The organism is Tsukamurella sp. NPDC003166 (genome assembly GCF_040611135.1).
Classification (GTDB): domain Bacteria; phylum Actinomycetota; class Actinomycetes; order Mycobacteriales; family Mycobacteriaceae; genus Tsukamurella.
In genome coordinates this window covers 374,154-398,228 of the sequence record NZ_JBEXNL010000001.1, presented here as the reverse complement: position 1 = coordinate 398,228, position 24,075 = coordinate 374,154, and the positions used below count along the sequence as shown (strand labels likewise).

General features: G+C 71.8%; 29 protein-coding genes and 1 tRNA gene. 16 read left to right on the top strand and 14 right to left on the bottom strand.

From position 1 onward, the window contains the following. Nucleotides 1-28: 28 nt before the first annotated feature. Entirely contained in the window at nt 29-1,336 is a 1,308-nt protein-coding gene (locus tag ABZX10_RS01920; RefSeq protein ID WP_355533928.1) for an MFS transporter, read from the top strand. Between the two features lies 1 nt (nt 1,337). Here the strand turns inward: ABZX10_RS01920 and ABZX10_RS01915 are convergent, their stop codons facing one another. From ABZX10_RS01915 to purD, 4 genes are all read right to left on the bottom strand, one after another. After that, complete coding sequence (locus ABZX10_RS01915; RefSeq protein WP_355533926.1) at nt 1,338-2,207, bottom strand: LysR family transcriptional regulator; 870 nt, start codon at nt 2,205-2,207, stop codon at nt 1,338-1,340. Between the two features lie 6 nt (nt 2,208-2,213). Further along, nucleotides 2,214-3,107 carry a LysR family transcriptional regulator gene (locus ABZX10_RS01910; protein WP_355533924.1) on the bottom strand — a complete coding sequence of 298 codons (894 nt, stop codon included), beginning with the start codon at nt 3,105-3,107 and terminating at the stop codon, nt 2,214-2,216. Between the two features lie 18 nt (nt 3,108-3,125). Continuing rightward, the gene (locus ABZX10_RS01905; protein ID WP_355533922.1) at nt 3,126-3,728 is read right to left on the bottom strand and encodes a TetR/AcrR family transcriptional regulator; all 603 of its coding nucleotides are present in this window, start codon (nt 3,726-3,728) and stop codon (nt 3,126-3,128) included. 87 nt (nt 3,729-3,815) lie between these two features. Then, nucleotides 3,816-5,054: a phosphoribosylamine--glycine ligase gene (gene purD / locus ABZX10_RS01900; RefSeq protein WP_355533920.1), complete on the bottom strand. Its 1,239-nt coding sequence runs from the start codon at nt 5,052-5,054 to the stop codon at nt 3,816-3,818. A 39-nt stretch (nt 5,055-5,093) separates the two neighbouring features. On the opposite strand from purD, the gene ABZX10_RS01895 reads away from it, so the two are divergent. Then, nucleotides 5,094-5,495, top strand: coding sequence for an HIT family protein (locus ABZX10_RS01895; protein WP_355533918.1), 402 nt, complete (start codon nt 5,094-5,096; stop codon nt 5,493-5,495). 3 nt (nt 5,496-5,498) lie between these two features. Here ABZX10_RS01895 and ABZX10_RS01890 read toward each other — a convergent pair whose 3' ends face one another. The 4 genes from ABZX10_RS01890 to ABZX10_RS01875 all read right to left on the bottom strand — a co-directional run bounded on the left by ABZX10_RS01890 (nt 5,499) and on the right by ABZX10_RS01875 (nt 9,076). After that, nucleotides 5,499-6,938: a HAMP domain-containing sensor histidine kinase gene (locus tag ABZX10_RS01890; RefSeq protein WP_355533916.1), complete on the bottom strand. Its 1,440-nt coding sequence runs from the start codon at nt 6,936-6,938 to the stop codon at nt 5,499-5,501. A 7-nt stretch (nt 6,939-6,945) separates the two neighbouring features. Then, entirely contained in the window at nt 6,946-7,653 is a 708-nt protein-coding gene (locus tag ABZX10_RS01885) for a response regulator transcription factor (protein WP_355533914.1), read from the bottom strand. 83 nt (nt 7,654-7,736) lie between these two features. Next, complete coding sequence (locus ABZX10_RS01880) at nt 7,737-8,075, bottom strand: GNAT family N-acetyltransferase (RefSeq protein WP_355533912.1); 339 nt, start codon at nt 8,073-8,075, stop codon at nt 7,737-7,739. Next, nucleotides 8,072-9,076, bottom strand: coding sequence for a pirin family protein (locus ABZX10_RS01875; protein ID WP_355533910.1), 1,005 nt, complete (start codon nt 9,074-9,076; stop codon nt 8,072-8,074). The genes ABZX10_RS01880 and ABZX10_RS01875 overlap by 4 nt, the downstream gene beginning before the upstream one ends. An 18-nt stretch (nt 9,077-9,094) precedes the next feature. Between ABZX10_RS01875 and ABZX10_RS01870 the strand changes: the two genes are divergently transcribed. Then, complete coding sequence (locus tag ABZX10_RS01870; RefSeq protein WP_355533908.1) at nt 9,095-9,559, top strand: carboxymuconolactone decarboxylase family protein; 465 nt, start codon at nt 9,095-9,097, stop codon at nt 9,557-9,559. A 130-nt stretch (nt 9,560-9,689) separates the two neighbouring features. Here ABZX10_RS01870 and ABZX10_RS01865 read toward each other — a convergent pair whose 3' ends face one another. Beyond that, nucleotides 9,690-10,049 carry a hypothetical protein gene (locus tag ABZX10_RS01865; protein WP_355533906.1) on the bottom strand — a complete coding sequence of 120 codons (360 nt, stop codon included), beginning with the start codon at nt 10,047-10,049 and terminating at the stop codon, nt 9,690-9,692. A 209-nt stretch (nt 10,050-10,258) separates the two neighbouring features. On the opposite strand from ABZX10_RS01865, the gene ABZX10_RS01860 reads away from it, so the two are divergent. Both ABZX10_RS01860 and ABZX10_RS01855 read left to right on the top strand, forming a co-directional pair. Further along, nucleotides 10,259-11,098, top strand: coding sequence for an alpha/beta fold hydrolase (locus ABZX10_RS01860; protein WP_355533904.1), 840 nt, complete (start codon nt 10,259-10,261; stop codon nt 11,096-11,098). Between the two features lie 63 nt (nt 11,099-11,161). Continuing rightward, nucleotides 11,162-12,193, top strand: a complete 1,032-nt coding sequence (locus ABZX10_RS01855; protein WP_355533902.1) for an NAD-dependent epimerase/dehydratase family protein — start codon at nt 11,162-11,164, stop codon at nt 12,191-12,193. On the opposite strand, the gene ABZX10_RS01850 is transcribed toward ABZX10_RS01855, so the two are convergent. Genes ABZX10_RS01850 through ABZX10_RS01840 form a run of 3 tightly spaced genes read right to left on the bottom strand, consistent with a single transcriptional unit; the run spans nt 12,174 to nt 15,313 of the window. Beyond that, nucleotides 12,174-13,205, bottom strand: a complete 1,032-nt coding sequence (locus ABZX10_RS01850) for a HAMP domain-containing sensor histidine kinase (RefSeq protein WP_355533900.1) — start codon at nt 13,203-13,205, stop codon at nt 12,174-12,176. The two genes, ABZX10_RS01855 and ABZX10_RS01850, sit on opposite strands and share 20 nt — an antisense overlap. Then, the gene (locus ABZX10_RS01845) at nt 13,198-13,899 is read right to left on the bottom strand and encodes a response regulator transcription factor (RefSeq protein ID WP_355533898.1); all 702 of its coding nucleotides are present in this window, start codon (nt 13,897-13,899) and stop codon (nt 13,198-13,200) included. The genes ABZX10_RS01850 and ABZX10_RS01845 overlap by 8 nt, the downstream gene beginning before the upstream one ends. A gap of 19 nt (nt 13,900-13,918) precedes the next feature. Next, nucleotides 13,919-15,313 (bottom strand): hypothetical protein, encoded by a 1,395-nt coding sequence (locus ABZX10_RS01840; protein WP_355533896.1) that lies wholly within the window; start codon nt 15,311-15,313, stop codon nt 13,919-13,921. Between the two features lie 124 nt (nt 15,314-15,437). Here ABZX10_RS01840 and ABZX10_RS01835 point away from each other — a divergent pair, with 124 nt between their 5' ends. The 5 genes from ABZX10_RS01835 to ABZX10_RS01815 are packed head-to-tail and all read left to right on the top strand — an operon-like array spanning nt 15,438 to nt 18,958. Further along, a complete protein-coding gene (locus ABZX10_RS01835) occupies nt 15,438-16,103 on the top strand; it encodes a glycosyltransferase family 2 protein (RefSeq protein WP_355533894.1) in 666 nt (221 codons plus the stop codon). Continuing rightward, nucleotides 16,100-16,777: a DUF2064 domain-containing protein gene (locus ABZX10_RS01830; RefSeq protein WP_355533892.1), complete on the top strand. Its 678-nt coding sequence runs from the start codon at nt 16,100-16,102 to the stop codon at nt 16,775-16,777. The genes ABZX10_RS01835 and ABZX10_RS01830 overlap by 4 nt, the downstream gene beginning before the upstream one ends. Beyond that, nucleotides 16,774-17,400: a class I SAM-dependent methyltransferase gene (locus ABZX10_RS01825; protein WP_355533890.1), complete on the top strand. Its 627-nt coding sequence runs from the start codon at nt 16,774-16,776 to the stop codon at nt 17,398-17,400. Before ABZX10_RS01830 ends, ABZX10_RS01825 begins: the two co-directional genes overlap by 4 nt. Continuing rightward, the gene (locus ABZX10_RS01820; protein WP_355533888.1) at nt 17,397-18,500 is read left to right on the top strand and encodes a molybdopterin-dependent oxidoreductase; all 1,104 of its coding nucleotides are present in this window, start codon (nt 17,397-17,399) and stop codon (nt 18,498-18,500) included. Before ABZX10_RS01825 ends, ABZX10_RS01820 begins: the two co-directional genes overlap by 4 nt. Next, on the top strand, nt 18,497-18,958 hold the full coding sequence (locus tag ABZX10_RS01815; protein ID WP_355533886.1) for a hypothetical protein: 462 nt from the start codon (nt 18,497-18,499) through the stop codon (nt 18,956-18,958). Before ABZX10_RS01820 ends, ABZX10_RS01815 begins: the two co-directional genes overlap by 4 nt. Here ABZX10_RS01815 and ABZX10_RS01810 read toward each other — a convergent pair. Continuing rightward, the gene (locus tag ABZX10_RS01810) at nt 18,939-19,427 is read right to left on the bottom strand and encodes an N-acetyltransferase family protein (RefSeq protein ID WP_355533884.1); all 489 of its coding nucleotides are present in this window, start codon (nt 19,425-19,427) and stop codon (nt 18,939-18,941) included. The genes ABZX10_RS01815 and ABZX10_RS01810 overlap by 20 nt on opposite strands. 192 nt (nt 19,428-19,619) lie before the next feature. Between ABZX10_RS01810 and ABZX10_RS01805 the strand changes: the two genes are divergently transcribed. Then, a complete protein-coding gene (locus ABZX10_RS01805; RefSeq protein ID WP_355533882.1) occupies nt 19,620-20,879 on the top strand; it encodes an SLC13 family permease in 1,260 nt (419 codons plus the stop codon). A 36-nt stretch (nt 20,880-20,915) separates the two neighbouring features. Here the strand turns inward: ABZX10_RS01805 and ABZX10_RS01800 are convergent, their stop codons facing one another. Then, nucleotides 20,916-21,794 carry a crotonase/enoyl-CoA hydratase family protein gene (locus ABZX10_RS01800; protein WP_355533880.1) on the bottom strand — a complete coding sequence of 293 codons (879 nt, stop codon included), beginning with the start codon at nt 21,792-21,794 and terminating at the stop codon, nt 20,916-20,918. Nucleotides 21,795-21,875: 81 nt separating this feature from the next. On the opposite strand from ABZX10_RS01800, the gene ABZX10_RS01795 reads away from it, so the two are divergent. The 5 genes from ABZX10_RS01795 to ABZX10_RS01775 all read left to right on the top strand — a co-directional run bounded on the left by ABZX10_RS01795 (nt 21,876) and on the right by ABZX10_RS01775 (nt 24,071). After that, a tRNA-Thr gene (locus ABZX10_RS01795) sits at nt 21,876-21,947 on the top strand. A 452-nt stretch (nt 21,948-22,399) separates the two neighbouring features. After that, nucleotides 22,400-22,633 (top strand): hypothetical protein, encoded by a 234-nt coding sequence (locus ABZX10_RS01790; RefSeq protein WP_355533878.1) that lies wholly within the window; start codon nt 22,400-22,402, stop codon nt 22,631-22,633. 17 nt (nt 22,634-22,650) lie between these two features. After that, complete coding sequence (locus ABZX10_RS01785) at nt 22,651-22,857, top strand: hypothetical protein (protein WP_355533876.1); 207 nt, start codon at nt 22,651-22,653, stop codon at nt 22,855-22,857. Then, nucleotides 22,854-23,546: a Fic family protein gene (locus ABZX10_RS01780; RefSeq protein ID WP_355533874.1), complete on the top strand. Its 693-nt coding sequence runs from the start codon at nt 22,854-22,856 to the stop codon at nt 23,544-23,546. Before ABZX10_RS01785 ends, ABZX10_RS01780 begins: the two co-directional genes overlap by 4 nt. Nucleotides 23,547-23,903: 357 nt before the next feature. Then, entirely contained in the window at nt 23,904-24,071 is a 168-nt protein-coding gene (locus ABZX10_RS01775; protein WP_355533872.1) for a hypothetical protein, read from the top strand. The last annotated feature ends 4 nt before the right edge of the window (nt 24,072-24,075 follow it).

The following is a 24,075-nucleotide window of genomic DNA, read 5'->3' as shown; positions in this document are numbered from 1 at the left end:
GAGCACACACCCGACCGATGGAGACACCATGTCGATAGCGACGCCACCCACCCAGGACGTACCGGTGGGCGCACCGTCGGACAGCCGGACCCGAGCCTGGGGCCTGACCGGAATGCTGGTGGTCCTGTACATGCTCAGCTCCAGCGACAAGGCCGTGTTCGGCCTGATCACGGTGCCGCTGCGCGAGGAGCTGGGCCTCACCGCCACCCAGATCGGCCTCACCGGCAGCCTGTTCTTCCTCGCCTACGCGCTGGGCAGCTTCCTCGCCGGGCCGCTGAACCGCCGGTTGGGGCTGAAATGGGCGATCGCGCTCATCGCGATCCTGTGGGCGGTCGTCCTGCTGCCGCTGGTGCTGTGGGCCGCGTTCGCGGTGCTCCTGATCAGCCGGACCGCACTCGGCGTGGCGGAAGGCCCCGCCTCCGCCCTCCAGCACACCGCCGCGTACTCGTGGCACGCCCCGAACCGGCGCGGCCTCCCCGGCGCGATGATCACCTCCGGCACCACGCTGTCGAAGATCCTCGTGGTCCCCGCGCTCGCGTTCGTGATGCACAGCTACGGCTGGCGGGCGACCGTCCTGGTGCTCGCCGCGGCGTCGATCCTCTGGGTCGGGCCGTGGCTGCTCGCCTGGCGTCCCGGCCCCTACCTCACGCGGGGCCGGGCCGACGGTGCTCCGGCTTCGGCGGAGCCCTCGGTGCCGTGGCGGCAGATCATCCTGTCCCGCACCTTCATCGGTGGTGTGTGCGCGGTGATCCCCGCCTACATCCTGATCTCGGTGGTGCTGCAGTGGCTGCCCTCGTACTTCGAGAAGGGCCTCGGCTACTCGCAGCTGCAGTCCGGCTGGATGTTCGCCTTCCCCAGCTTCGTCGGGCTCGGCACCCTGCTCGTCGGCTCGTACCTGAGCGACTGGGCGGTGTCGCGGGGTGCGTCGGTCCGCCTGGTCCGGATGTGGATCCCCGCCGCAGCCGTCCTCGCCGCCGGCGTCCTCCTGCTCGCGCTGGGGTCGATCGATTCCCGGCCGGCCACCGTCGCCGCGATCTCCGTCGCGTACGGCCTGGGCATCGCGGTGTTCCCCCAGTTCACGGCGACCATGTCCGAGATCTGCCCGCCCCGCCAGCTCGCCGGGACGCTCGGCGCCTTCCTCGCGCTGCAGTCGATGGGCGGCGTCATCGGTCCGCTGGCGACCGGGGTGATCCTCGATCACGCGCCCAACGCGATCGCCGGGTACGAGGCGTCGTTCCGCTACATCGGTGTAGCCGCCGCGGTCCTCGCCGTCGCATCCATCCTGCTCGCCGCGCCCGCTCGGGACCGGGCCCGGAACCGTCCCCTCGCGCGGTGAGTCAGCGACCGGCGACCTCGACCACCGCCCGCCCGGCGGCGTCGAGGCGGCGCGCGTCGTACACCAGCCCGTAGGCGGCCCCCGGCGCCTGCACCACCTCGTGCACGTCCACCCCCGGCGGGAGGTCGTCGACCTGCGTCCGCTCGAAGATGGCGCCGCAGACCCCCGCCTCGACCAGGGGCAGCCAGCCCTCGCGCGGCCCCATCACCACACCGACGTCCGGCTGCCGGGAGCCCGATCCGAGCATCGCGGCGAAGGCCTCGCCGATCGCGTAGGACGTCGCAGGGGCCAGGACCATCGGCACGGGCGGCAGGTTCCCCAGGTCGACGGGGCCGGGCGGAACCTTCGCTTCGACCGGGAAGGCGACGACCATCTCGTGCACGCCGAGCGGAAGCTCGGCCAGGCCGTCGACGCCCATCGGCAGGTGCGTGAGCAGAAAGTCGACGTGGCCGGACGCCAACTGTTCCGCCGCGCCGATCGCGGGCCAGTCCAGCGAGACGATCCGAACGCGCACCCGGGGATGCTCGCGGCGCAGCCGGATCACCACGTCGGAGAGCGCCGAACCCGCGAGCGGCGCGAACACCCCGATGACGACGGTTCCGGTGAGGTCACCCGGGGCGGAATCGATCTCGGCCGTCAGCCCGCGGGCCGCCCGCACCACCTCCCGCGCCGGACCGATGAGGGCGAAGCCCGCGGACGAGGGCTTCATCCCGCGATCGAGGCGGTGGAACAGACGCACGCCCAGTTCCGTCTCGAGCGTGCTGACCGCGGCCGAGACGGTCGGCGGCGCGACGGACAGCAACGCGGACGCGCCCGCGACGCCACCGTTGTCGACCACCGCGAGGAAGTACTCCAGCTGTCGGATCTCCATGGCCGCTCAGTCCTTGGGTCGGGTCGCGCCGGACAGGGTGACGAAGGCGCTCGCCGCCGGCGAGAGCCGGTCCGAGCGGCGCACCACCATGGGCCGCCGCACGAGGGGCGGATCGAGGGAACGCGTGATCGCGCCACGCATCCGCTGCGCGGCGACGCGGCGAGTGGCAATGGTCACTCCTAGACCCGCATCCACGAGCCGCCAGGTCGCGAGTGGGAGGGAGCAGTCCACCACGACGTTGGGCGCCTCTTCGTCGTTCCGCGCGGCGGGCCCGGCGGCCCGCAGCAGGGGAAGCTCCGCCGCGTCCAGGATGAGGGGCAGCTGCGCCGCGGTCTCGCGGGCCACCGGGTCGGGAAGCGCGCCGAGCAGGCTCGGGAGGCCGACCAGGACGCTCTCCTGCCAGGGCAGCGCCAGGTCCGTCGCTGCGCGGCCCTCGGCACCGTCGACGACGCCGAGCTCCGCGACGCCGGATCGGACCGCGTCCCGGGCGAGCTGACCCGACTGCACGTCGTGCACGACGACCCGGACGTCCGGATACCGGCGCCGGAACCGGGCGACCAGGTGCACCAGTGGATCGACCGTGAACGCCGAGTACGTGACCAGATCGAGCCTGCCGCCCTCCAGCCGGAGGACGCGTTGCGCACCTGCGGCGGCACCGTCCAACTGCTCCAACAGCGAGCGGGCCGCGGGGACCAGCCGCCGCCCGACCTCGGTCAGCTCGAACGGCCGACGGACGAACAGGTCCGCCTCCACGCGGCTCTCGAGCTTGGCGATCGCCTGGGACAGGGCGGGCTGAGACAGGTACAGCGCCGGTGCCGCGGCGCTGATACCACCGTGCTCGACGACGGCGAGGAAGTAGCGCAGCAGGTACGCCTCGACCGGCGCGGCCGACTCACTCATTGCTCCACCGTACGAGCGTCAGGGTAGGACCGGTGCCAGATCGTCGACGACGGTGGCGAGGGCGTCGCGGATCGCGCGGTTGACGTCGGCGCCCGGCGTGGTGAAGGCCGCGAGAGCGGCACCGTCCTCGATGGCCATCAGTCGGTCCACGCAGGGCCTGTCGGCCCGCCGCCCGGACCTGTCGAGCACCTCGGCGTGCAGGTCCGCCAGCACGTTCCGCGTCTGCGCCTGCAGCCGGGTGAGCTCGGGGTCCCGTGTGCACAGCACCAACCGCTCGTACCGGGAGACCAGGGCGCCGCGCTCGGCCTCCGTATCGGACGCGAAGAACACCGCCGCCAACAGTTTCGACAGCGCCGCATCGCCCCGGCGCCGCCTGCTGACCGCGCCGACCCGCCCGCGGATCGCGGCGGTGTCGAGCTCGCCCGCGTAGGCCACGGCGTTCGACAGCAGGTCGCCCAGGGACTCGAAGTAGTACGTCGTGGCGGCGAGCGGGATGTGTGCGCGGTGCGCCACCGCGCGGTGCCGGACCGATTCGAAGCCGCCCTCGACGAGAAGTTCCCCGGCCGCCGCCACAAGGGCCGCGCGCCGGCGCTCACCCTTGGGCGTAGTCGCGGCTGTCATCTGAGACATGCTGCCAGCACGCCCCGCCCGGGCAGTGCTTTTCGACCAAATCGTCCGACGTCATCGTCGAAGACGAGCACAAATGCGCTACTGTAACGCCTGGTATCCGATATCCGTCCGGAAGTGGCTGCCAGGCAGCTTGATCCGGTCGAGCTTGGCGTACGCGTCCGCGCGGGCCGCCGCGAGGTCGTCGCCGACGCCGACCACGTTGAGCACGCGGCCGCCGTTGGAGACCAGTCGGCCCTCGCCGTCGAGGGCCGTGCCCGCGTGGTAGATCCCCGCGCCGTCGGCACCGGTGATGACATCGCCCTTACGGGGCGACGCCGGATAGTTCTCGGCGGCGAGCACCACGGTGATCGCGGCACCGTCGCGCCAGCGGAGCGGGGGCAGCGCGCCCAGGGTTCCCGTGGCGGTCGCGTTCAGCGCCTCGCCCACAGGCGAGATGAGCAGGCTCAGCACGGCCTGCGTCTCGGGGTCGCCGAAGCGGCAGTTGAACTCGACGACGGCCGGGCCGTCGGATCCCATCGCGAGGCCGGCGTAGAGCAGGCCCGAGAAGGGCACTCCGCGCCGCACCATCTCGCGCGCGACGGGGCGCACGACGGTCTCGACGATCTCGTCGACCGCCCCCTCGGCGAGCCACGGGAGCGGGGCGTAGGCGCCCATTCCGCCGGTGTTGGGGCCGGTGTCGCCGTCGCCGACGCGCTTGTGATCCTGCGCGGGCAGCAGCGGCACCACGTCCTCGCCGTCGACGAGGCAGAACAGGGAGACCTCGGGACCATCCAGGAAGGACTCGAGAAGGGCCGGCCGGCCGGACTCGATGAGGTCGGCGGCGTGGGCGCGCGCGGCGGCGCGATCGGCGGTGACGACGACGCCCTTCCCCGCGGCGAGGCCGTCGTCCTTGACCACCCAGGTGGGACCGAACCGGTCCAGGGCCGCGTCGATCGACGCCGGACTGTCGACGATCTCGCTGCGCGCGGTGCGGACGCCGGCGGCGTCCATGACGTCCTTGGCGAAAGCCTTGGAGCCCTCGATCTGCGCGGCGGCGGCGGACGGGCCGAAGACGGCGATGCCGCGTGCGCGGACCGCGTCAGCGACGCCGAGGACGAGCGGCACCTCCGGTCCGATCACGACGAGGTCGGCGGCGAGGCGCTCGGCCAGGGCCGCCACCTCGTCGCCCGAGGACGCGTCGACCTGGTGATTGGTCGCGATCGCCGCGGTGCCCGGATTCCCGGGGGCCGCATGCAGCTCGGTGACCTGCGGGTCACGGGCCAGCGCGTCGAGGAGGGCATGTTCGCGGCCGCCGGTGCCGATGACGAGTACTCGCACCGTCATGACACTACCGGGCACCTCCACTAGCCTGGTCCCATGGCATCCGTGTTCTCGAAGATCATCGCCGGCGAGCTCCCCGGACGGTTCGTGTACCAGGACGATTCCGTGGTGGCGTTCCTGACCATCGCGCCGCTCACGCAGGGCCACGTGCTGGTGGTGCCCCGCGCGGAGGTGGACAACTGGGAGTCCATCGACGACGAGCTGTGGGCGCATCTCAACGGCGTCGCGCGCAGGCTGGGCCGTGCCGTCAAGCGCGCCTTCGACGCTCCGCGCGCGGGCCTGATCGTCGCCGGCTTCGAGATCCCGCACCTGCACCTGCACGTCTTCCCCGCGTACGGCCTCACCGACTTCGACTTCACCAGCGTCGATCCGAACCCGTCGGCCGAGTCGCTGGACGAGGCGCAGACCAGGATCGTCGAGGCGCTCGCGGCCGAGTAGGGATCAGCGCGGCAGGCGCACCGTGAAGGTCGCGCCCTCCCCGGGGGCGGTCTCGACGGTGACGGTGCCCCCGTGCCGCTCGACGATGCCCTGCACGATCGACAGCCCGAGGCCCGCGCCGCCGCTGCCGCGACTGCGCGAGGAGTCGGTGCGGTAGAACCGCTCGAAGACGCGCGCGGCCTCGTCGGGATCCATGCCCTCCCCCGTGTCCGCGACCGACAGCACCACCGCGCCGGCTTCTGCGGCCACCCGCACGCGTACCGAGGCGTCGTCGGGCGTGTGCCGCAACGCGTTCGAGACCAGGTTGGTGATCACCTGGTGCAGCCGGTCCCGGTCGCCGGTGAGGTCGACGGTGCCCGGGCCCGGGGTGCCGGGGCCCGGCACGGCAGGACCCTGGCCGGCCTCGACGACGAGCTCGATGTCGCGGCCCGGCTCACGGGCCTGTGCGGCATGGACCACGTCGTCGGCCACAGCCACCAGGTCGACGGCGTCCTCGGCCAGCGGCCGCCGCGCGTCGAGCCGGGCCAACATCAGCAGATCCTCGACGAGCAGGCCCATCCGCTGCGCCTCGGACTCGATGCGCGACATGACGAACTCGGTGTCGTCGGTCGCGCCCTGCCGGTAGAGCTCGGCGAAGCCGCGGATCGACGTGAGCGGCGTGCGCAGCTCGTGCGAGGCGTCGCCGACGAACCGGCGCATCCGCTCCTCGTCGGCGCGGGCGTGCTCCTCCGAGGCCGCGACGCGGTCGAACGAGTCCTGGACCTGATGCAGCATCGTGTTGATCGAGGTCGAGAGGCGGCCCACCTCGGTGTGCGGGGGCGCCTCGGGCACACGCCGAGTGAGGTCACCCGCGGCGATCGCCTCCGCCGTCGCCTCGACCTCCTCCAGCGGCCGCAGCGACCGCCGCACCACCAGGTAGCCGAGCCCGCCCGCGACGATGAGCACGCCGCCGCCGATGAGCAACTCGAGCGCGACCATCGCGCGCAGCGTCGACTCGACCTCCGAAAGCGTCACGGCCACGTAGGCGACGCCGTACTGCGAGCTCGACTGCACCACGCGCCACTGCGGCCCCTTCCCGCCGACCGATCGCACCGTGACGGCGTCGCCCTGCAAATCGTCGAGCCCCGACAGGTCGGGGCCCTCCGTGAAGTCGGGGTTGCTGATCTGCAGCTGCGTCCCGTCGGGAAGGAAGACGGCCAGATAGAAACGGGTGGGCGGGGGCTTTCCGCCGCGGACGGGCTCGGGCAGGTTGGGCTTCGGCCGGGCCCAGGTATCGGCGGCCTGCCGCAGCGTCTGGTCCTCCCGAGACAGCAGGCGGTCCTGCATCGCCGCGGTCAGCGCCGTGCCCGAGGCGAGCAGGCCGAGGAAGACCAGCCCCACCACCAGCGCGACGAGGGAGAAGCGCAGCGGGACCCGGGACGCGAGGCCGGTGCGTGAGCCCACCGCGCGCCTACCGGGGTTCGCGCAGCACGTAGCCCACGCCGCGCAGCGTGTGGATCAGGCGGGTCTCGCCGGTGTCGACCTTGCGTCGCAGGTACGAGACATAGGACTCGACGACGTTGACGTCACCACCGAAGTCGTAGTGCCACACGTGATCCAGGATCCGCGGCTTCGACAGCACGACGCCCGCGTTGACCATGAAGTACCGCAGGAGGGTGAACTCGGTCGGCGAGAGCGACACCAGCTCCCCCGCCTTCCACACCTCGTGGGTCTCGTCGTCGAGCTCCAGGTCGGCGAAGGTCAGCCGCGTGGACGCCTCGCTCTCGCCGAAGCCGCTGCGGCGCAGCAGGACGTTGATCCGGGCCACCACCTCTTCGAGGCTGAACGGCTTGGTGACGTAGTCGTCGCCGCCGAGTGTGAGACCGGCGACCTTGTCCTCGATCGAGTCCCGAGCCGTGAGGAACAGCGCCGGCGCCTCGACGCCGTCCTGGCGCAGCCGCTTGAGCAACCCGAGCCCGTCCATCCCCGGCATCATGATGTCGAGCACCATGACATCCGGGCGGAAGGCGCGCACCTTGTCGAGCGCGGCCGGCCCGTCCGGGGCCACGGCCACGTCGAAGCCCTGGAACTTGAGGCTGACCTGCAGCAGCTCCCGGATGCTCTGTTCGTCATCGACGACGAGCACGCGGGGGATGGGTTCGTCTTTCACGCTGGACACCACGCCATCGTGCACCGTGCGGCGCCCAGGACTCTGACGACTCGCTGGCAGTTCCCTGTGAACGCTTCCGTGAACGGCGCCGGTCAGCGCAGTGCGGCGAGGATCTCCGGCGTGACCGGATCGACGTCGGCGGCCTCCGGATGCTTGATCACGTACTTCTTGACCAGCGGACACACGGGGACGACGTGCCTGCCCGCCGCACGGGTGTCGGCGAGCGCATCGCGGATCAGGATGGAGCTGAGCCCACGCCCACCGAACTGCTCGAACACCTCCGTGTGCGGGAAGATCCGCTGTTGCTCGCCGTGATCGATGAACAGGGTGAATCCCGCGAGCTCGCCGCCCACGGCGACCTCGTAGCGGCCCTCGGCGTCGTTCCGGGCGACGGTGACGGCGTCCTGGGAATCGGCGGTGCTGTCGGTCATCGTGTGCTCCTCTTTCGCGGCTTCAAGCGGGTGGTGGGCAACGGCGGCGCGGGCAGGTACTGATCGTCCCGCCAACCGCTCACCTCGCCGAAACGCACGGACCGCGCCTCCCATTCCGCGCGGAACCCGACGATCTCCTCGTGGCTGCGGCCGACGAAGTTCCACCACATCACGATGTCCTCGTCGAACGGCACGCCGCCCAGCAGGATCACACGGGCGGGCCGGTCGGTCGGGTTGTGCAGCCGGAGGCCCCCGAGACCCGGACCCGCGTAGCCGAGGTCACCCCTGGTGAGGGTCACCCCGTCGAACAGGAGACGCTCCGTGTCCAGCAGGACGCCGTGCTCGAACTCTTCGTTCACGGCCATCGCGACGCGCGCGCCCGGCTCGAGATGGATCTCCGCGCCGAGCAACGGCGTGGCGGTGGTGATCTCCGCGGAACTGCCCGCGAGCTCGCCGATGAAGACCTTGACGGTGCCACCCGGACCGTCGGGGCGCACATCGGGGAGCGTCACGACGGGCGGCACGTAGTGCTGGAAGCCGTTGTGGGCGTTCCGCGCCCGGTCCGGCAGTGCGAGCCACAGCTGCACCCCGTGGAGCATCGTGGTCTCGGGGGTGGACACCTCGGAGTGGCTGATGCCGGAGCCGGCGGACATCAGGTTGAGCTCGCCGGGCAGGACGGGCGCCTCGACGCCCGCGCTGTCACGGTGCTCGATCTCGCCCTCGAACAGCCAGCTCACGGTCTGCAGACCGGTGTGCGGATGGGGCGGGACGTTCATCCCGCCCGAGCGGTCCACCTCGTCGGGGCCGTAGTGATCGGCGAAGCACCAGGCGCCGATCATCGAGCGCTCGTGCGTGGGGAGGGTACGCCGCACCGTCATCGCCCGGGGTCCGCCGAGGGGAACCTCCCGGGCCTCGATCACCTCCACCCCGGCTGCGGGGGCCGGCCCGTTCGCAGAGGCCCCGCACTCGACCTCTTCGGGCGCACGGTCGACGTTGCTCATAGCCGCTAGCCTAGTGCCATGCCAGCGCAGAGAGTGCGGATCGACAAGGCCTCACCCCGGATCTACAAGCAGCTGATCGCGGTCTCCGCCGAGGTCGCCGCGGCCGCGGAGGCCGCCGGGATCGGCCGCAGTGTCATCGAATTGGTGAACCTGCGCTGCTCGCAACTCAACGGCTGCGCGTACTGCTTGAACCTGCACGCGCAGGCCGCGCGCGCGGCGGGTGTCAGCGACCAGCAGCTCGACGTGCTGGCCGCCTGGCGCGAGGCCCCCGGCCTGTTCGGCGACTTGGAGCGGGCCGCGCTCGAGATCGCCGAGCTGGTGACCTCGCTGCCGCCGCACCATGCCGCGGACATCGCCTACGACCGCGCCACCGACATCCTCGACGAGGAACAGGCGTCCGTACTCATCTGGGCCGCGGTCACGATCAACGCGTTCAACCGCGTGTCCGTGGTCAGTGGGTACGAGGTGCGGCACCGCGGCTGATCCGCGGTCCGACGGTGCGCCGCTCCGTCGGGGGCCGGTCACGGGGCACGAGGATGCGAACTGATCGCGAGGCTCTCCGATCCTGTCCGCCGTGGACAGGCCACGCCCCGGGCGGCGGGAACGGTTCCCGTCAGATCGCGGGTTCGTACGAGATCTGGTAGCCGTTCGGGGCGACGACGGCGAGGCCGCGGCCCACGTCGAGGCGATAGGTGTAGCCGTTGTTGACGGCGCTGTAGGACGAGCCGTTCGACCACACGACGGGCGCGGTCACGGCGAGGCCGTTGACCTTGCCGAAGCCGCGGTACTCGGTACGGCCGTCTCCCTGCCAGCGGCAGATCGACGCGCTGGAGCTGGGCGTCTCGATGTGGGCGATCGTGGTCTGGTGGACGTCGCACGGGTTCGGCGACGCGTTCGCCGCTCCGGGTGCGATGAGGGCGATGCCGGCTGCTGCGGCGACCGCTGCGGTCACGGTGACGGTCCTGGTGATCATGACGACTCCTCCGTCGTGCGGGTGTGCGCTTACTCCTCCACGGTGCACCCCGGTCCTTAAGCCTCGCTCAACATCCACTGAACCAGTCGCCGGCGTGCCCGGTCCGGTGGGCGCGGCCCTGCGCCTCCGACCGGGTGCGGCCGCACGGTTCCGCACACCTCCGCCCCGGGGCGGATGCCGCGCACCGTCGGGCGTGGTTGGGTGAGTGCATGACGGTACGGATCACGGAGTTCACCAGGTCGGGGCTGGTCTTCCCGGTCGTCGACAGCGGACCGATCGACGGGGAGATCGTGGTGCTGCTGCACGGCTTCCCGCAGACGCCCACGTCCTGGGCGGCCGTGTCGGAACATCTGCACGGGCGGGGGTACCGCACCGTCGTCCCGTGGCAGCGCGGGTACGCGCGCACGGCGACCCCGCCCCGGCGCTGGCAGTACCGCAGCTCCGAGCTGGCGGCGGACATCGCCGCGCTGCTGGAGCGCACCGGCCCGGCGCACCTGGTCGGGCACGACTGGGGCGCGTCGACGGCCTGGCTGACCGCCGCCACCTACCCGGAGCTGGTGCGCACGCTCACCGCGGTGTCCGTGCCGCACCCGCTCGCTTTCCTGCGGGCGTTCCTCCGCTCGGACCAGGCGTTGAAGTCGTACTACATGTTCCTGTTCCAGATCCCGGCCGTGCCGGAGCTGCTGGCCCGCCGCTTCCCCGGGCGGTTCGAGGCCTTCCTCCGCGGCAGCGGCATGCCCGACGGGGCGATCGGCACCGTCGTCGACGAGGTGCTGGCGCCGGGGCTGCTCGGCGGCGGCCTGAACTACTACCGCGGCATGCCCTTCACCGCGGTGAAGCCGGGCGCGGGCACGCGGATCGGCTGCCCCGTGACCTATGTCTGGAGCACCGACGACATCGCGCTCAGCCGCGCCGGCGCCGAGCTCGCCGGGGAGTACGTGGACGGGCCGTACCGGTTCGTCGTGCTCGACGGGGTGAGCCACTGGATCCCCGATGAGCGGCCGGAGCAGCTCGCGGGGCTCATCGCGGACAACGCCGCACACGTGTGACGAGTCGGTGACGGGCGGCACGCGGATCTCGACGCGTCGCCCGGCGCCGGTCACGATGGACCCATGCGCGTACTCCTCACCGGCGCCGCCGGGTTCATCGGCTCGCACATCTCCGACCTGCTCGGCGAGAGCGGCGGGCACGAGGTCGTCGGCATCGACGCGATGCTCCCCCAGGCGCACGACACGGACGCCACCCCCGACGGCGTACGGCGGCTCGACCTCCTCGACGCCCGGGGCCTCGACGACGCGCTGCGCGGCGTGGACGTGGTCTGCCACCAGGCCGCCGCGGTCGGCGCCGGCGTGGACGCCGCGGACGCACCGCTGTTCGCCACCAACAACGACCTGGGCACGGCCGAGCTGCTCGCCGCGATGGCCCGGGTCGGCTGCCGCCGCCTGGTATTGGCCTCGTCGATGGTCGTGTACGGCGACGGTGCCTTCGTCGACGCCGAGGGGCGGCCCGCGAAGCCGCTGCCGCGCACCGTCGACGACCTGCGGGCCGGACGGTTCGAGCGGATCCTGCCCGACGGCACCGTCGCGCGATGGGCCCTGACGGACGAGGACACGCCGATCGACCCGACCGGCCTGTACGCGGCCTCCAAAGCGGCGCAGGAGTTCTACGCCGCGGCGTGGGCGCGGGCGACCGGCGGTTCGGTGATCGCGTTGCGCTACCACAACGTGTACGGACCGCGGATGCCGCGCGACACCCCCTACGCGGGGGTGGCGTCGATCTTCCGCTCCGCGCTGGCCGCCGGGCGTGCGCCGCGCGTCTTCGAGGACGGTCGGCAGACCCGGGACTTCGTGCACGTGCGCGACGTGGCCCGGGCCAACCTCCGCGCGCTGCAGGCGGATCCGCAGGTTCCGTTCCGCACCTACAACGTGTGCTCGGGCGTCCCGGTCACGATCGGGGAGGTCGCGCGGATCCTCGCCCGCGACACCGCCGGCGCCGCCGAGCCCGTGGTGACGGGCGAGTTCCGCGCCCCCGACGTGCGGCACATCGTGGCCGACCCCGCCCGCGCCGCAGCGGAACTCGGATTCACGGCGGCGATCGGGCCCGAGCGCGGACTGGCCGAGTTCGCTACCGCTCCCCTCCGCTGAGCCCGCCCGGGAGCCGCACCTCGAACCGGGCGCCGCGCCGCAGGTTCGCCGCGACGACGGTGCCCCCGTGCACGTCCACGAGACCCCGCGCGATGGCCAGCCCCATCCCGGTGCCCGCCGGGAGCCCATCGGTGTTCACGGGCGACCGGTGCGCGGTACCGCGGTAGGCGAGGTCGAAGATCCGCTCCAGGTCGACCTCGGCGATGCCCGTACCCGTGTCGTCCACGCGGAGCACCACTTCCTCGCCGTCGCGACGAACGGCGATCGTCACCGCGCCGCCCGCCGGCGTGTGGGCGAGGGCGTTGAGCACGAGGTTGCGCAGGATCCGGGCCAGCGCCGATACCCCGACGGGGGCCGGGACCGGCTCGGGCGCATCGAGTTCCAGTGTCACCTGGGCCCGCGTCGCGACCTGCGCCAAGCCCGCGCGGACCTCGTCCGCGACCTCCCGCACGTCGATCGTCTCGAGGTCCAGGGTGAGCGCACCGGAATGGATCCGGGACATCTCGAACAGGTCGTCGACCATGGCCGAGAGCCGCACGGTCTCCCGGTCGATCCGCTCCGCGAACTCGGTCACGTCGTCGGGTTCGGTGACCACCGCGTCGCGCAGCGCCTCCGACATGGCGCGGATCCCGGCGAGCGGCGTCCGCAGGTCGTGGCTCACCCACGCGACGAGTTCGCGGCGCGCCGCCTCGGCCGCCCGCTCCTGCTCGCGGATCTGCCTCTCCCACACCGTGCGCCGGGCCTGGAAGCGTCCGAGCGCGACCGCCGCCGGCACCGCGACCACGAGCACGGCGCCGAGCACCGTCACAGTGCGGGTGAAGTCGGCGGTGAACATGAACCCGCTGACCCCGATCACCCCCGACAGCACGGCGAGCACCGGGATCAGCACGAGGATCACCATCGACATCTGCAGCGACATGCGCCGCGCTCGCCACAGGACGAGCGCCCCGGCCAGCACCACCGGCGCCGACCACAGCAACGCGAGCAGCGCGATCTTCAGCACGTCAGGCATCGTCGTCCTCCGCACCGGCGCCCCAGCGATAGCCGCGGCCCCACACCGTCTCGATCCGGTGCTCCGCACCGAGCTTGGCGCGCAGGCGCTTGACGTGGACCGTCACCGTCGACAGGTCGCCGAACTGCCAGCCCCAGACCTGCTCGAGGAGGTCCTCGCGGCTGAACACCTCGCCGGGGTGGGCGAGGAAATGCGCCAGCAGGTCGAACTCGCGGCGCGTCGTCGACACCACGCGGCCGTGCACGGTGGCGACGCACGCCGCGGTGTCGACGGTGACCGCGCCCTCGCTGACCGCGGCCGCCGGCTCCTGGTGCGCGCGACGCAGCACCGACGCGACGCGCAGCGCCAGCTCACGGGGGCTGAAGGGCTTGGTGACGTAGTCGTCGGCGCCCGCGGCGAGGCCCGTGACCCGATCGTCCTCCTCGCCGAGGGCGGTGAGCAGGATCAGGGGCAGGTCGTTGCGCGCGCCGGCCGCGCCCGCGCGGACCCGCCGGCACAGCTCGATACCGTCCGGGCCGGGCATCATCACGTCGAGCACCGCCAGGCGCACCCGCCCGCCGGCGAGGTGCTCGGCGGCCGCCGCACCGTCGGCGACGACGGACGTGGGCAGGCCGTCCCGCTCGAGATAGCGACGCACGACATCGCTGACCAGCGGGTCGTCGTCGGCGATGAGCACGTACCGATCGTCGTTCACACCCTGCTCCCTCCATCGCTTACTGGTAGATCAGCACCGTGTGCGCGACGAGCAGCGCGCCCGCCGCCTGCGCCGCGAGCCACGCGCTCGCGATCGCGTCACTGCGTCCGTACCAGAGCATTCCCGCTCCCGCGGCGATCCACACGGTGAACGGCAGCCAGATCCGCTCGACCTCGGCCTTGCTGAGCGCGGAGAGGTCCGCGGCGAGCACCATCACGGCCGCACCGGCGGCGAGCGCGAGGAGCGCACCGGGGGTTCCGCGCAGGGGCCGCCGGAGTGCGCCGAGCGCACCCGGGACCCGGCCGAGTCCGGCGGCGCCCGCGACGCCGAACGCGCACGCCGCGGCGGCGAGGTTCGCCCAGCCCCAGTAGGCGAAGGGCCGGAAGGACGCAATGCCCTGGTAGTAGCGCAGCACCACGCCGTGGTAGCCGTCGAGCCACCAGAACCCGGCCAGCGCGAACAGCCCGACCACCGCCAGGGCCGCCGGGACCGCGGTGAGCAGCGGGCGGGGATTCCGGGCGATGACCAGCACCGTCACCGCCATCACGCCCAGGAGGATCAGGCCGTAATTGAGGAAGACCGCCCAGCCCAGGACCAGTCCCGCGAGCACGCCGAAGGCCACCGCGCGTCGGCCGTGGGAGACCGCCGCGGCCGCCAGCGCCGCGATGCCCCAGGCGGCCGTGCCCGCGAAGTAGGCGTCGCCCGACGGGGCCAGCCACAGCGCGCCCGGGAACAGCGCCAAGAAGGGCGCGCTGCACCGGGCGATCTCCTCCGTGCCGAGCGTGCGGATCGTGAGCAGGACCGCCGCCGCGGCCGAGGCGCCGGCGGCGGTGCAGAACAGCGCGGCCCAGGTACCGCCGCCCAGGCCGATCCGGTCGAGCCCGACGAAGGTCAGCAGCGCCCCCGGCGGGTGGCCCGAGACGTGCACCGTCCACGAATCGGGCTGGTGGTCCGGGATCCGGCGGGCGAACTCGCCGACCGCGGCGCCCACATCGGCGCGGGCCCCCGGGACCTCGTGCAGGTACTGGTCGTACCCGGTGAGCTTCGTCGCGAAGCGCTGCCATCCGGCGACGGTGCCCAGGCTCAGGGCCCAGACGAACAACACCGCCGAGGTGAGCGCGACGAGCCGTCCGAAGGACAGGCGCCGGGCCAGCGGGGCACCCCACAGCACGACGACGAGCGCGATGACCACGGCGGGAACGGTGCCGGGACCGGCGTGCAGGCGGAACCTCCCGAACAGCGGCGCGGACTCGGCGACCAGGCGCATGCGGAACCCGACGTCGAACAGGTGCGGGACGATCACCGCCGCCGCGACCAGGACCACCGCGCCCGCGGCCCACGCCGGGTCACCGCGCGCTGGACCGCGGGACGTGCGACGCGCGGCGCCGCGGGACGCGGCCGGTTCACTCGGCATGGCATCGACGGTATCGACGGACCCGCGTCGCCGATAGCCCGAACTGCGCCGGCCGGCACACCGTCATACTTTCGTCATCGGGAACGCCTGGCCCGAGCGCCGTCGCGTTCCTAGCGTGAGAACCATGACGGAATTCGAGCCGGGTACGGTGACCGTGGTGATCCCATGCCGGGACGAGGCGGCATCGGTGGGACTCGTGATCACCTCCCTACCACCGGGATTCACGGCACTCGTGGTCGACAACGGCTCCACCGACGGCACCGCCGAGGTAGCGCGACGGGCGGGTGCCGAGGTCATCGTCGAGCCGCGGCCCGGGTACGGCAGCGCCGTCCATGCCGGGGTCCTCGCAGCGCGGACGGAACTCGTGTGCACCCTCGATGGCGACGGATCCTTGGACCCCCGCGAGCTCGCACCGCTGGTCGACGCCGTGCGCGCCGGCGCGGACCTCGCGGTCGGAAGGCGCCGCCCCGCCTCTCCCGGCGTGTGGCCGTGGCACGCCCGGGTGGGATCGGCGCTCGTCGCCGCGCGCCTGCGCGGGCGGTACGGGCTGCCCGTGCACGACATCGGTCCGATGCGCGCCGCGCGCCGCGACGCCCTGCTGGGACTCGGCGTCGCGGATCGGCGGTCGGGCTACCCCGTCGAACTGCTTGCGCGCGCCGGCGCCGCCGGCTGGCGGGTGATCGAGCGGCCGGTCCACTACGGCCCCCGCACGGGTGGGCGCTCCAAGGTCTCCGGGTCGCTGCGCGGCACGGTCCTGGCCACCGGCGACTTCCTGCGAGCGGCGCGATGAGCACCGTGCTGGTGGTGGCCAAGGCGCCCGTCCCCGGCCTGGTGAAGACGCGACTGACCTGCTCGTACAGCTCCGTTGACGCGGCCCGGATCGCCGCCGCCGCTCTCCGCGACACCCTGACCGCGGCGCTCGCCGTTCCCGGCACCCGGTGCGCCGTAGCGCTCGGCGGGCGGCTCGAGGACGCCGTCGACGGCTCCGGCCTGCGCCGGCTGTTCGACCGCTGCGACGTGTTCGGGCAGTCGGAGGGCGGGCTCGCCGAGCGGCTCGTCGCGGCACACCGCCGCGCCGCCGAGCTCGGCGACGGCCCCGTCCTGCAGATCGGCATGGACACCCCGCAGGTCCGGCCCGAGCTGCTCGCGCTCGGCCTCGAGGCGTCCCGACGGTCCGCCGCACTCGGCCCCGCTGAGGACGGCGGGTGGTGGGCGCTCGGGGTGCCGGAGGGGGCGGCGGACCGCCTGGCCTGCCTGCTGGCCGTCCCGATGTCGACCGCATCGACCGGCTCGCGCACGCGGCGGGCGCTCGCCGATGCCGGGCTCGTCCCTCAGGAACTACCGGAGCTGCGCGACGTGGACCGGCCCGACGACGTCCGTGCGGTGGCCGCCGCGTGCGCTCCGGACTCGTGGTTCCGTCGGACCGCGGAAACCCTCCGCGCAGAGCAGGAGCGGTGCGCGTGACCGCGGCGCATTGGGACACCGTCATGGCGGTCCACGACGGCGAGCTGCAGTCCGCCGGCGGCGAGGTGCGACGGCTGCCCGTCGCGCGCTGGCTCGGGCACGAGCACGCCGACGAATCGCTCCTCGGTGCCGTGCTCGACTGGTGCCACGGTCCGACGGTGGACCTGGGCTGCGGCCCCGGTCGCATCGTCGACCTGCTGCTCCGACGCGGTATTCCCGCACTGGGCGTGGATGATTCGCCGCATGCGGTGCGGCTCACCCGCGAACGAGGTGCTGCCGCGCTGCGGCGCGACGTGTTCGCTCCGCTCCCCGGCGAAGGACGCTGGTCGCACGCGATCCTGCTCGACGGCAACATCGGTATCGGCGGCGATCCGGCGCGTCTGCTGCGCCGCGCGGCGGCACTCGTCGAGCCCGGCGGCACCGTCGTCGTGGAGGTCGAGCCGTCGGCGCGCGGCGTGCACCGGGAAGCGGTCCGGGTGCGGTCCGCGGGCGGTACGTCCGTCTGGTTCCCCTGGGCGCATGTGGGATTCGATGTGCTGGACGACCTCGCGGTCGACGCGGGGCTGCGACTCGCTCGTCGGCTCGACCACTCGGGTCGACGGTGCGCGGAGCTGGTCCGGTGAGCCGCCCATCGCCGACCGGACCGCCCGCCCTACGGCAGCCGGTGACGGCGGCCCGACTCGGCGCGCTACTGGGCGTCTGCATCGTCGTGTGCTTCGCGACGGGGTTGTTCAGTCACTGGCTGCAACACCCTCCCTCGTGGTTCACCGAGCCGCGTTCACCGGTCTGGCTGTATCAGCTGACGCAGGGCCTGCACATCGCATCGGGTGTGGCGGCGATCCCGCTGGTGCTGCTCAAGCTGGCCGCCGTGTACCCGAAGCTGTTCGAGCGCCCCGCGATCGGCTCGCTCCCGCGACTCCTCGAGCGCGCCGCCACCTTCGCGCTGGTGGCCGCGATGCTGTTCCAGCTGTTCACCGGACTGCTCAACATCGCGCAGTGGTACGCGTGGAGGTTCTTCTTCCCGACGGCGCACTACGCGACCGCGTTCGTCGTGCTCGGCGCGGTATCGATCCACCTGGCGATCAAACTGCCCATCGTGCTCACCGCCTTCCGCCGCGGCGCCCGGGAGTCGTACACGCCCGGCGTGTCCCGGCGTACCGTCCTCACCGCCGGGCTCGCGGCGGCCGGGCTGGCGGTGGTCGCCGTCGGCAGCCAGTCGATCCCCGGCCTGCACCGGCTCGGTGTGCTGGCGCCGCGGTCCGGGAACGGGCCGCAGGGCATGCCGGTGAACCGCACCGCCGCCGCGGCCGGGGTCACGGAACACGTTCGGTCGCCGGACTTCCGGCTCGTGCTCGACGGTCCGCGCAGGGTCGAGCTCACGCTCGACCAGCTGCGGGCACTGCCGCAGCACACCGTCCACCTGCCGATCGCGTGCGTCGAGGGCTGGACGCAGTACGCGCTCTGGACCGGGGTGCGGATCGCGGAGGTCGCCGCACTCGCCGGGCTCGACGGTGCCGACCTGCGATTCGCGTCGACCGAGCTCGGGCTGTACGCACAGTCGACGATGGAGGCCGCGAAGGTCCGCGACGAGACCTCGCTGCTCGCACTGCAATTGAACGGCGAGGAGCTGGACCTCGACCACGGCTACCCGTGCCGGGTGATCGCCGCGGCGCGGCCCGGCGTGCATCAGACCAAGTGGGTGTCGAGGATCGAGGCGGCATGACGGACGTGGAATCGTCGGGCACGGAACGCGCGGGAACGGGCGTGCTGGTGCTCCGGGCCCTGCTCGTGGCGGCGGGGCTGGGCCTGATCGGGTACGGCGCACTGCAGTCGATGGACCTGCCGCCGCGGGATCTGCTGTCGGCGGCGCTGTGGGCGGTCGCCATCCTCGTCGCGCACGACGGGGTGTTCGCGCCGCTGTGCCTGCTCGCCGGTCACGTGGCGGTACGGGTGCTGCCGCCCACGTGGTGGCCGGGCGCGCTGTGCGGCGCTCTCGCCGCGGTGACGGTGCTGGCTCTCGCCGCCGCGGTGGAGCTGCCGCGTCCGCCCGGGAAGGGCGCGCTCAACCCGACGGTGCTGGACCAGCCCTACGCGATGGCGACGATCGCGCTGCTCGTCGCCATCGCGCTGGCCGTCGTGCTGTCCGGGGTGGTGCGCGTCGTCAGAGGATCTTCTGCATGAGCACGAGGTCCAGCCAGCGCCCGAACTTGTAGCCCACCTGCGGCATCTGGCCGGTCACCCGGAAGCCGAGCTTGCGGTGCAGCGCGACGGAGGCGTGGTTCGACTCCTCGATCGCCGCGACGACGACGTGCACGTCGGAAGCCTCGGCGCGGTCGAGGAGGGCCCGCATCAGCGCCTCGGCGATGCCCCGCCGGTAGAAGCCGTCGGCCACGTACACCGAGTTCTCGACGGTGTGCCGGTACCCCGTCTTCGCGCGGAAGGGCCCGTACGACGCGTATCCGCCCAGCTCACCGTCGACGATGGCGACGAGGACGGGGAACCCGGCGCCCCGGCGCTCGGTCAACCACGCCTCGCGCTCGGCGAGGTCGGCCTTCTCCTCGGTCCAGATCGCCGTCGAGTTCTCCACGGCGTCGTTGTGGATGGCGAGGATCGCCGGCAGGTCGGACGGTTGCGCGTCGCGGATCTCCATGGGGTTCAGCTTATTGGGCGGCGGGGACGATGCGCCGCCGGGCGGGCTCCCCGGCATTTCACCCGAACGGGGATGAACCGGTTCGTGTTCCGCGCCGTGCGGCCGCCCGCGCTCCCGACAAGCGTAGTTTCGCACCGCAATGTCCTGCTCCGCGCGGCCCGACGGTCACGGCGGACCGTCGGAGGGAGTCGCGTGAGCGCACCACAGATCCTCTCGCTCGTTCTCCTCGTCGCGGTGCTGGTCGTCGCGATCCGGCGCCGGATGAACATCGGCGTCCTGGCGTTGGCCGCGGCACTGCCCGTACTCGCCTACTCCGGGTTCGACCCGAAGATCATGTACACGACCTTCCCCGGCGACATCTTCGTCCTCATCGCCGGTGTCTCGCTGCTCTTCGCGCACCTCGAACGCAGCAGGGCACTGGAGGTGTTCGTCGACCGGGTCTACGCCGCGATCGGCGACCGGCACGGGCTGCTGCCCTGGGCCGGCTTCGTGATCGGCGCGGCACTGTCCACCGCCGGCGCCTTCTCCACCGCGCCGATCGCGTTCCTCGTGCCGATGGTGGCGCACGTCGGGGTGCGGTCGCGGCGGATGTTCCTGCTCAGTGAGCTCGCGGTGATCATCGGCGCCAACTCGGCCGGCCTGTCGCCGCTCAACCCGACCGGCGCGGTGGTCCGAGCGGCGGCGAACAAGGTGGGGGTCACCTACTCCGGGTGGGGGCTGTGGGCGGTGTCGATGACGGTCGCCGTCGTCGTGGTCGCTGCCCTGCAGGCCCTGTTCGCAGTGGCCCGCAAGCGGGGGCACCCCGTCGAGGCCACACCCGCACCGGCCGCAGCCGAGAAGCACGACACGCCGTCGAATCCCTGGTACATGGCCGCGTCGGGCGCGGCGCTCCTGGCATTCGTGCTCCTGGTGGTGCTCGCCAAGACGGATGTCGGCGTGACCGCGATGTGCCTGGCCGCGCTGCTGCAGATCGGCTTCCACCGATACGCGGACGAGCGGGCACTCCTGTCCCGCATCCCGTGGAACTCGATCCTGCTGCTGTGCGGGCTGCTCACCTACCTCGGACTGATGCAGAAGATCGGCACGATGGACTCCATCGCGCACATCCTTCGGCACCTCGGGACCGGGGCTCTGCTGATCCTCGTGATCGCCTACCTGACCGCGCTGCTCTGCAACATCGAGAGCTCGACCCTCGGCGTGCTGGGCCTGATGATGCCGATCGCCTTCGGCGCGTTCGCGCACACCGGCATCGTCTTCTGGGTGACCGCCGCGATCTGCGTCCCCGCCGCCCTGATGGTCATGAACCCCATCCACGTGGCCGGGACGCTGATCATCGGGAACACCGCGCACGACGAACAGGACCGACTCTTCCGGCGGCTGCTCACGCTCGCGGCCGCACTGGCCGTCATCACGCCGGGTCTGCTCAGCCTGATCCCGATCGCCCTCCTCTGACGACGGCCCCGCGTATGTCGGGCACCGTCGAGCGGGTCAGCCCGCGACGATGCGGGGCAGCTCGGAGGCCTTCGCAGTGAACTCCGGATCACGCTTGCCGAGGAAGGCCGCCACGCCCTCCTTGCCGTCCCCGATCGACGTGTAATACATCCCGAGCGAGTCCATGAGGTGCTGGTCCAGCGGCTTCGCGGCGCCCAGGCCGCGGTAGATCAGCTGCTTGTTGACGGCGACGCCGGCGGCGGAGCGGCCCTTCACCCACGAGCGGGCGAGCTCCTGGGCAGCGGAGACGAGCTCGTCGGGCTCGTGGAGGCTGCGGACCAGGCGACCCTCGCGGGCCTGCTCGGCGGTGAGGATGTCGGCGGAGTAGACCCACTCGAGGGCCTGGGCGGGGCCGACGATGCGGGGCAGGAACCAGCTCGAGCACGCCTCCATGACGATGCCGAGCCGGCCGAAGACGAAGCCGATGCGGGCCTTGGTCGAGGCCAGGCGGGTATCCATCGCCAGCGTCATGGTCGCGCCGATGCCGACGGCGGGGCCGTTGATCGCGGCGATCACCGGCTTCGGGAGGGAGTAGATCGCCAGGGTCAGCTTGCCGCCGGTGTCGCGCACGCCGTCCTGGTAGGGCGCCTCGTCGTAGTGCGCGGCGAACTCCTCGGGGGTCGGCTGCACGGATTCGTCGAGGCCGAAGACATTGCCCTCGCCGGTGAGATCCATCCCGGCGCAGAAGGCGCGGCCCGCGCCGGTGACGACGACCGCGCGGATGTCGTCGCTGTGGGCGTGCACCTCGAAGAACTCCGTCAGCTCACGGGCCATGGTCACGCTGAACGCGTTGAGCTGGTCCGGGCGGTCCAGCACCAGCGTGGCGATGCCGTCGTCGTCGATGGTCCAGCTGATGGTCTCGAAGGAGTCAGTCATGCCGGTCACGATATGCTGTGTGCCGTCGGCCGCAGGGCCACGCCTCCCCAGCTCCCAGGTCGCGGTACCCTGATCGCGCACGCCTCCGTAGCGCAGTGGTAGCGCAGCTGTCTTGTAAACAGCAGGTCGTCGGTTCAATCCCGACCGGGGGCTCGCTCGCGGCCCCGGATCATGTGTCCGGGGCCGCATGAGCTTCTCTTCGTCACGAAGGTCCGCCTCGACCCGCCGAATGCACTTCTGTCCGCCCAGTGGAGATCGTCGCACCCTCAAGTGAGCCGCCCCGGGGTGTCCGTAGACTGACTCAAACAGTCACCGGCACCTTCTGCCGAAGGCCTCCGATCATGTGTCCCAGAACGGGTCGGTTCGGGGGCACGGCGAGCGATCGCGGGTGAGTGTACCGACGGCGCGGCTCGATGATCGTGGGATGGCTGTTCGGCCCGTTGGCGACGAGCACGGCATCGACCTGCGGGAGCCCAGTGGCAGTGCGTCGCACGATCGTCGTGTTGATCGGGACCGGATCTTGGTCCGACTGGTACGGCTCGTGCAAGGCGAGGAGATAGATCACCGTGCCAGTATCCCGGGAGTCGGTCGCTGAGGACTCTACGGTGGTGGAATTACCCTTTGACGTGCACTATCCTGGGGTTGCACACACCACGGAAGGTGCGGAAATGGCTGCTTTGAAATATATGAGCCTCGCGTGCCCGGTCGCGCTGTTGATCGTGCTGCTGACGGTCGATGCTCCGACGTGGGCGGTTGTCATCATGTCGGTGTTCATCGCTCTTGGGGTGGCGGCTGCCATCGCGAACAACGTTCCGCGCCGCGTACCCGCTGGTCAGTAGGTACAATCGGTAGCACTATGACCACCGTTGAGGCGCGTACCGTCGAACAGGCCCTCGCAGGAGTGAAGGCCGGCCACATCATGGCCGGCATGCCGCTGACCGACACGGCCGAGGCGATGGTGCGGCGGATTGCGGCGGGGGAGAGCACCGTCGAGCAGGAAGTCGATGCCGCGCGTCGGCGCGCGCTCGCGAGGATGGACCGGCAGCCGCGCAAGACCGCGTGAGCGACGAGGTTCTGCCGAACAAGCTCGGCATTACAGATCCGAGCCAGCTCGCCGAATACGAGCTCGAGGTCGCGGCCGCGCGAGTCGCAGAGATCGCACGCGATCCTGAGCAGTTCATGGGCGGCTTCGACTTTTCGCACCTACAGCGCCTCCACGCGTACATCCTGCAGGACGTGTACGAGTGGGCCGGTCGGATGCGGACCACGGAGACGAAGGCGATGGGCATGCCCCACTGCCGCGTCGAGTTCCTGGCCGAGCAGACAGCCTACGTGTTCCGTCAGATCGCTGCGTCCCTGCCACTGAGCGTCGCCGTGGACGAAGCCGTGGAGACGGTCGCGGGGCACTGGGGCGAGCTGACCGCGCGGCACCCGTTCCGTGACGGCAACAGCCGATCGCAGCGGGTGTTCTTCGACCTCATGCTCCGCGAGGCCGGCCACCCCGTCGACTGGTCGCGCGTTGACGCGGCCGCGGTCCACGCGGCCCGCCACGTGGCCATGCGCACGCTCGATTCGAGCTACCTCGCCGCGGAACTGCGCCCCGGCGTGATCCCTGATGCGCCGGCCGCTTCCTTGAGCGCCGCGCAGGCGCGCGATGCCGAACGGGCGATCGAGCTGTACCGGCAGATGCTCGCGCACCGGGAGACCGGTGCACCCGCCGACGAGTTCCGCCGGCAGCGTGGTCAGGGCTGAGAATCGGCACCGGCCTCGCGCCGGTCGTACCTGGCCAAGATTTCCGCGACCGCTTCGTCAGTGGTGATGCGACCCAACTCGATGTCGACCAACCCACCTTCCGGGCGCAGAACGTCTACGAGGTGGTCTACGAGTTCCCTGAAGGCAGTACACAGGGGGCTCAGTCTTCGATTACCCTGATGCGTCCAAGTCTGGCAGACGGATCACCCCAATGGTCCTTCTCGAGCAAGAGATTCTCCACGGGTACCTCGACCACCACATGCCGATGCCGTTTGAGCAGGGCTACTCTTCGAGGCGGTGGCTATGAGACTCCGGTCGTCGGTTCAACCCCGACGGGGGCTCCACGAAAGGATGGCGATGTCCACAACGGTCCAGGTCATCCTGATCACCGCACTCGTCCTCGGCCTCGTCGCCGTGGTCTTCGGGCTGGTGCACCTCTGGAACTCGAAGGTCGAGGGCACCGACCGCGAGAAGAAGATCGACGGCTTCTTCGACCGGCTCAGCGATCGGTTCTTCGGCAACTGACGCC

What these genes read in the sequence shown, in the direction of transcription:
- ABZX10_RS01860 (WP_355533904.1), top strand. Translation starts at nt 10,259, where the DNA reads ATGACGGTACGGATCACGGAGTTCACCAGGTCGGGGCTGGTCTTCCCG.
- ABZX10_RS01880 (WP_355533912.1), bottom strand. Translation starts at nt 8,075, where the DNA reads ATGACCGACAGCACCGCCGATTCCCAGGACGCCGTCACCGTCGCCCGG.
- ABZX10_RS01775 (WP_355533872.1), top strand. Translation starts at nt 23,904, where the DNA reads ATGTCCACAACGGTCCAGGTCATCCTGATCACCGCACTCGTCCTCGGC.
- ABZX10_RS01915 (WP_355533926.1), bottom strand. Translation starts at nt 2,207, where the DNA reads ATGGAGATCCGACAGCTGGAGTACTTCCTCGCGGTGGTCGACAACGGT.
- ABZX10_RS01785 (WP_355533876.1), top strand. Translation starts at nt 22,651, where the DNA reads ATGACCACCGTTGAGGCGCGTACCGTCGAACAGGCCCTCGCAGGAGTG.
- ABZX10_RS01895 (WP_355533918.1), top strand. Translation starts at nt 5,094, where the DNA reads ATGGCATCCGTGTTCTCGAAGATCATCGCCGGCGAGCTCCCCGGACGG.
- ABZX10_RS01870 (WP_355533908.1), top strand. Translation starts at nt 9,095, where the DNA reads ATGCCAGCGCAGAGAGTGCGGATCGACAAGGCCTCACCCCGGATCTAC.
- ABZX10_RS01850 (WP_355533900.1), bottom strand. Translation starts at nt 13,205, where the DNA reads ATGCCTGACGTGCTGAAGATCGCGCTGCTCGCGTTGCTGTGGTCGGCG.
- ABZX10_RS01855 (WP_355533902.1), top strand. Translation starts at nt 11,162, where the DNA reads ATGCGCGTACTCCTCACCGGCGCCGCCGGGTTCATCGGCTCGCACATC.
- ABZX10_RS01920 (WP_355533928.1), top strand. Translation starts at nt 29, where the DNA reads ATGTCGATAGCGACGCCACCCACCCAGGACGTACCGGTGGGCGCACCG.
- ABZX10_RS01875 (WP_355533910.1), bottom strand. Translation starts at nt 9,076, where the DNA reads ATGAGCAACGTCGACCGTGCGCCCGAAGAGGTCGAGTGCGGGGCCTCT.
- ABZX10_RS01840 (WP_355533896.1), bottom strand. Translation starts at nt 15,313, where the DNA reads ATGCCGAGTGAACCGGCCGCGTCCCGCGGCGCCGCGCGTCGCACGTCC.
- ABZX10_RS01865 (WP_355533906.1), bottom strand. Translation starts at nt 10,049, where the DNA reads ATGATCACCAGGACCGTCACCGTGACCGCAGCGGTCGCCGCAGCAGCC.
- ABZX10_RS01800 (WP_355533880.1), bottom strand. Translation starts at nt 21,794, where the DNA reads ATGACTGACTCCTTCGAGACCATCAGCTGGACCATCGACGACGACGGC.
- ABZX10_RS01835 (WP_355533894.1), top strand. Translation starts at nt 15,438, where the DNA reads ATGACGGAATTCGAGCCGGGTACGGTGACCGTGGTGATCCCATGCCGG.
- ABZX10_RS01815 (WP_355533886.1), top strand. Translation starts at nt 18,497, where the DNA reads ATGACGGACGTGGAATCGTCGGGCACGGAACGCGCGGGAACGGGCGTG.
- ABZX10_RS01810 (WP_355533884.1), bottom strand. Translation starts at nt 19,427, where the DNA reads ATGGAGATCCGCGACGCGCAACCGTCCGACCTGCCGGCGATCCTCGCC.
- ABZX10_RS01905 (WP_355533922.1), bottom strand. Translation starts at nt 3,728, where the DNA reads ATGACAGCCGCGACTACGCCCAAGGGTGAGCGCCGGCGCGCGGCCCTT.
- ABZX10_RS01830 (WP_355533892.1), top strand. Translation starts at nt 16,100, where the DNA reads ATGAGCACCGTGCTGGTGGTGGCCAAGGCGCCCGTCCCCGGCCTGGTG.
- ABZX10_RS01910 (WP_355533924.1), bottom strand. Translation starts at nt 3,107, where the DNA reads ATGAGTGAGTCGGCCGCGCCGGTCGAGGCGTACCTGCTGCGCTACTTC.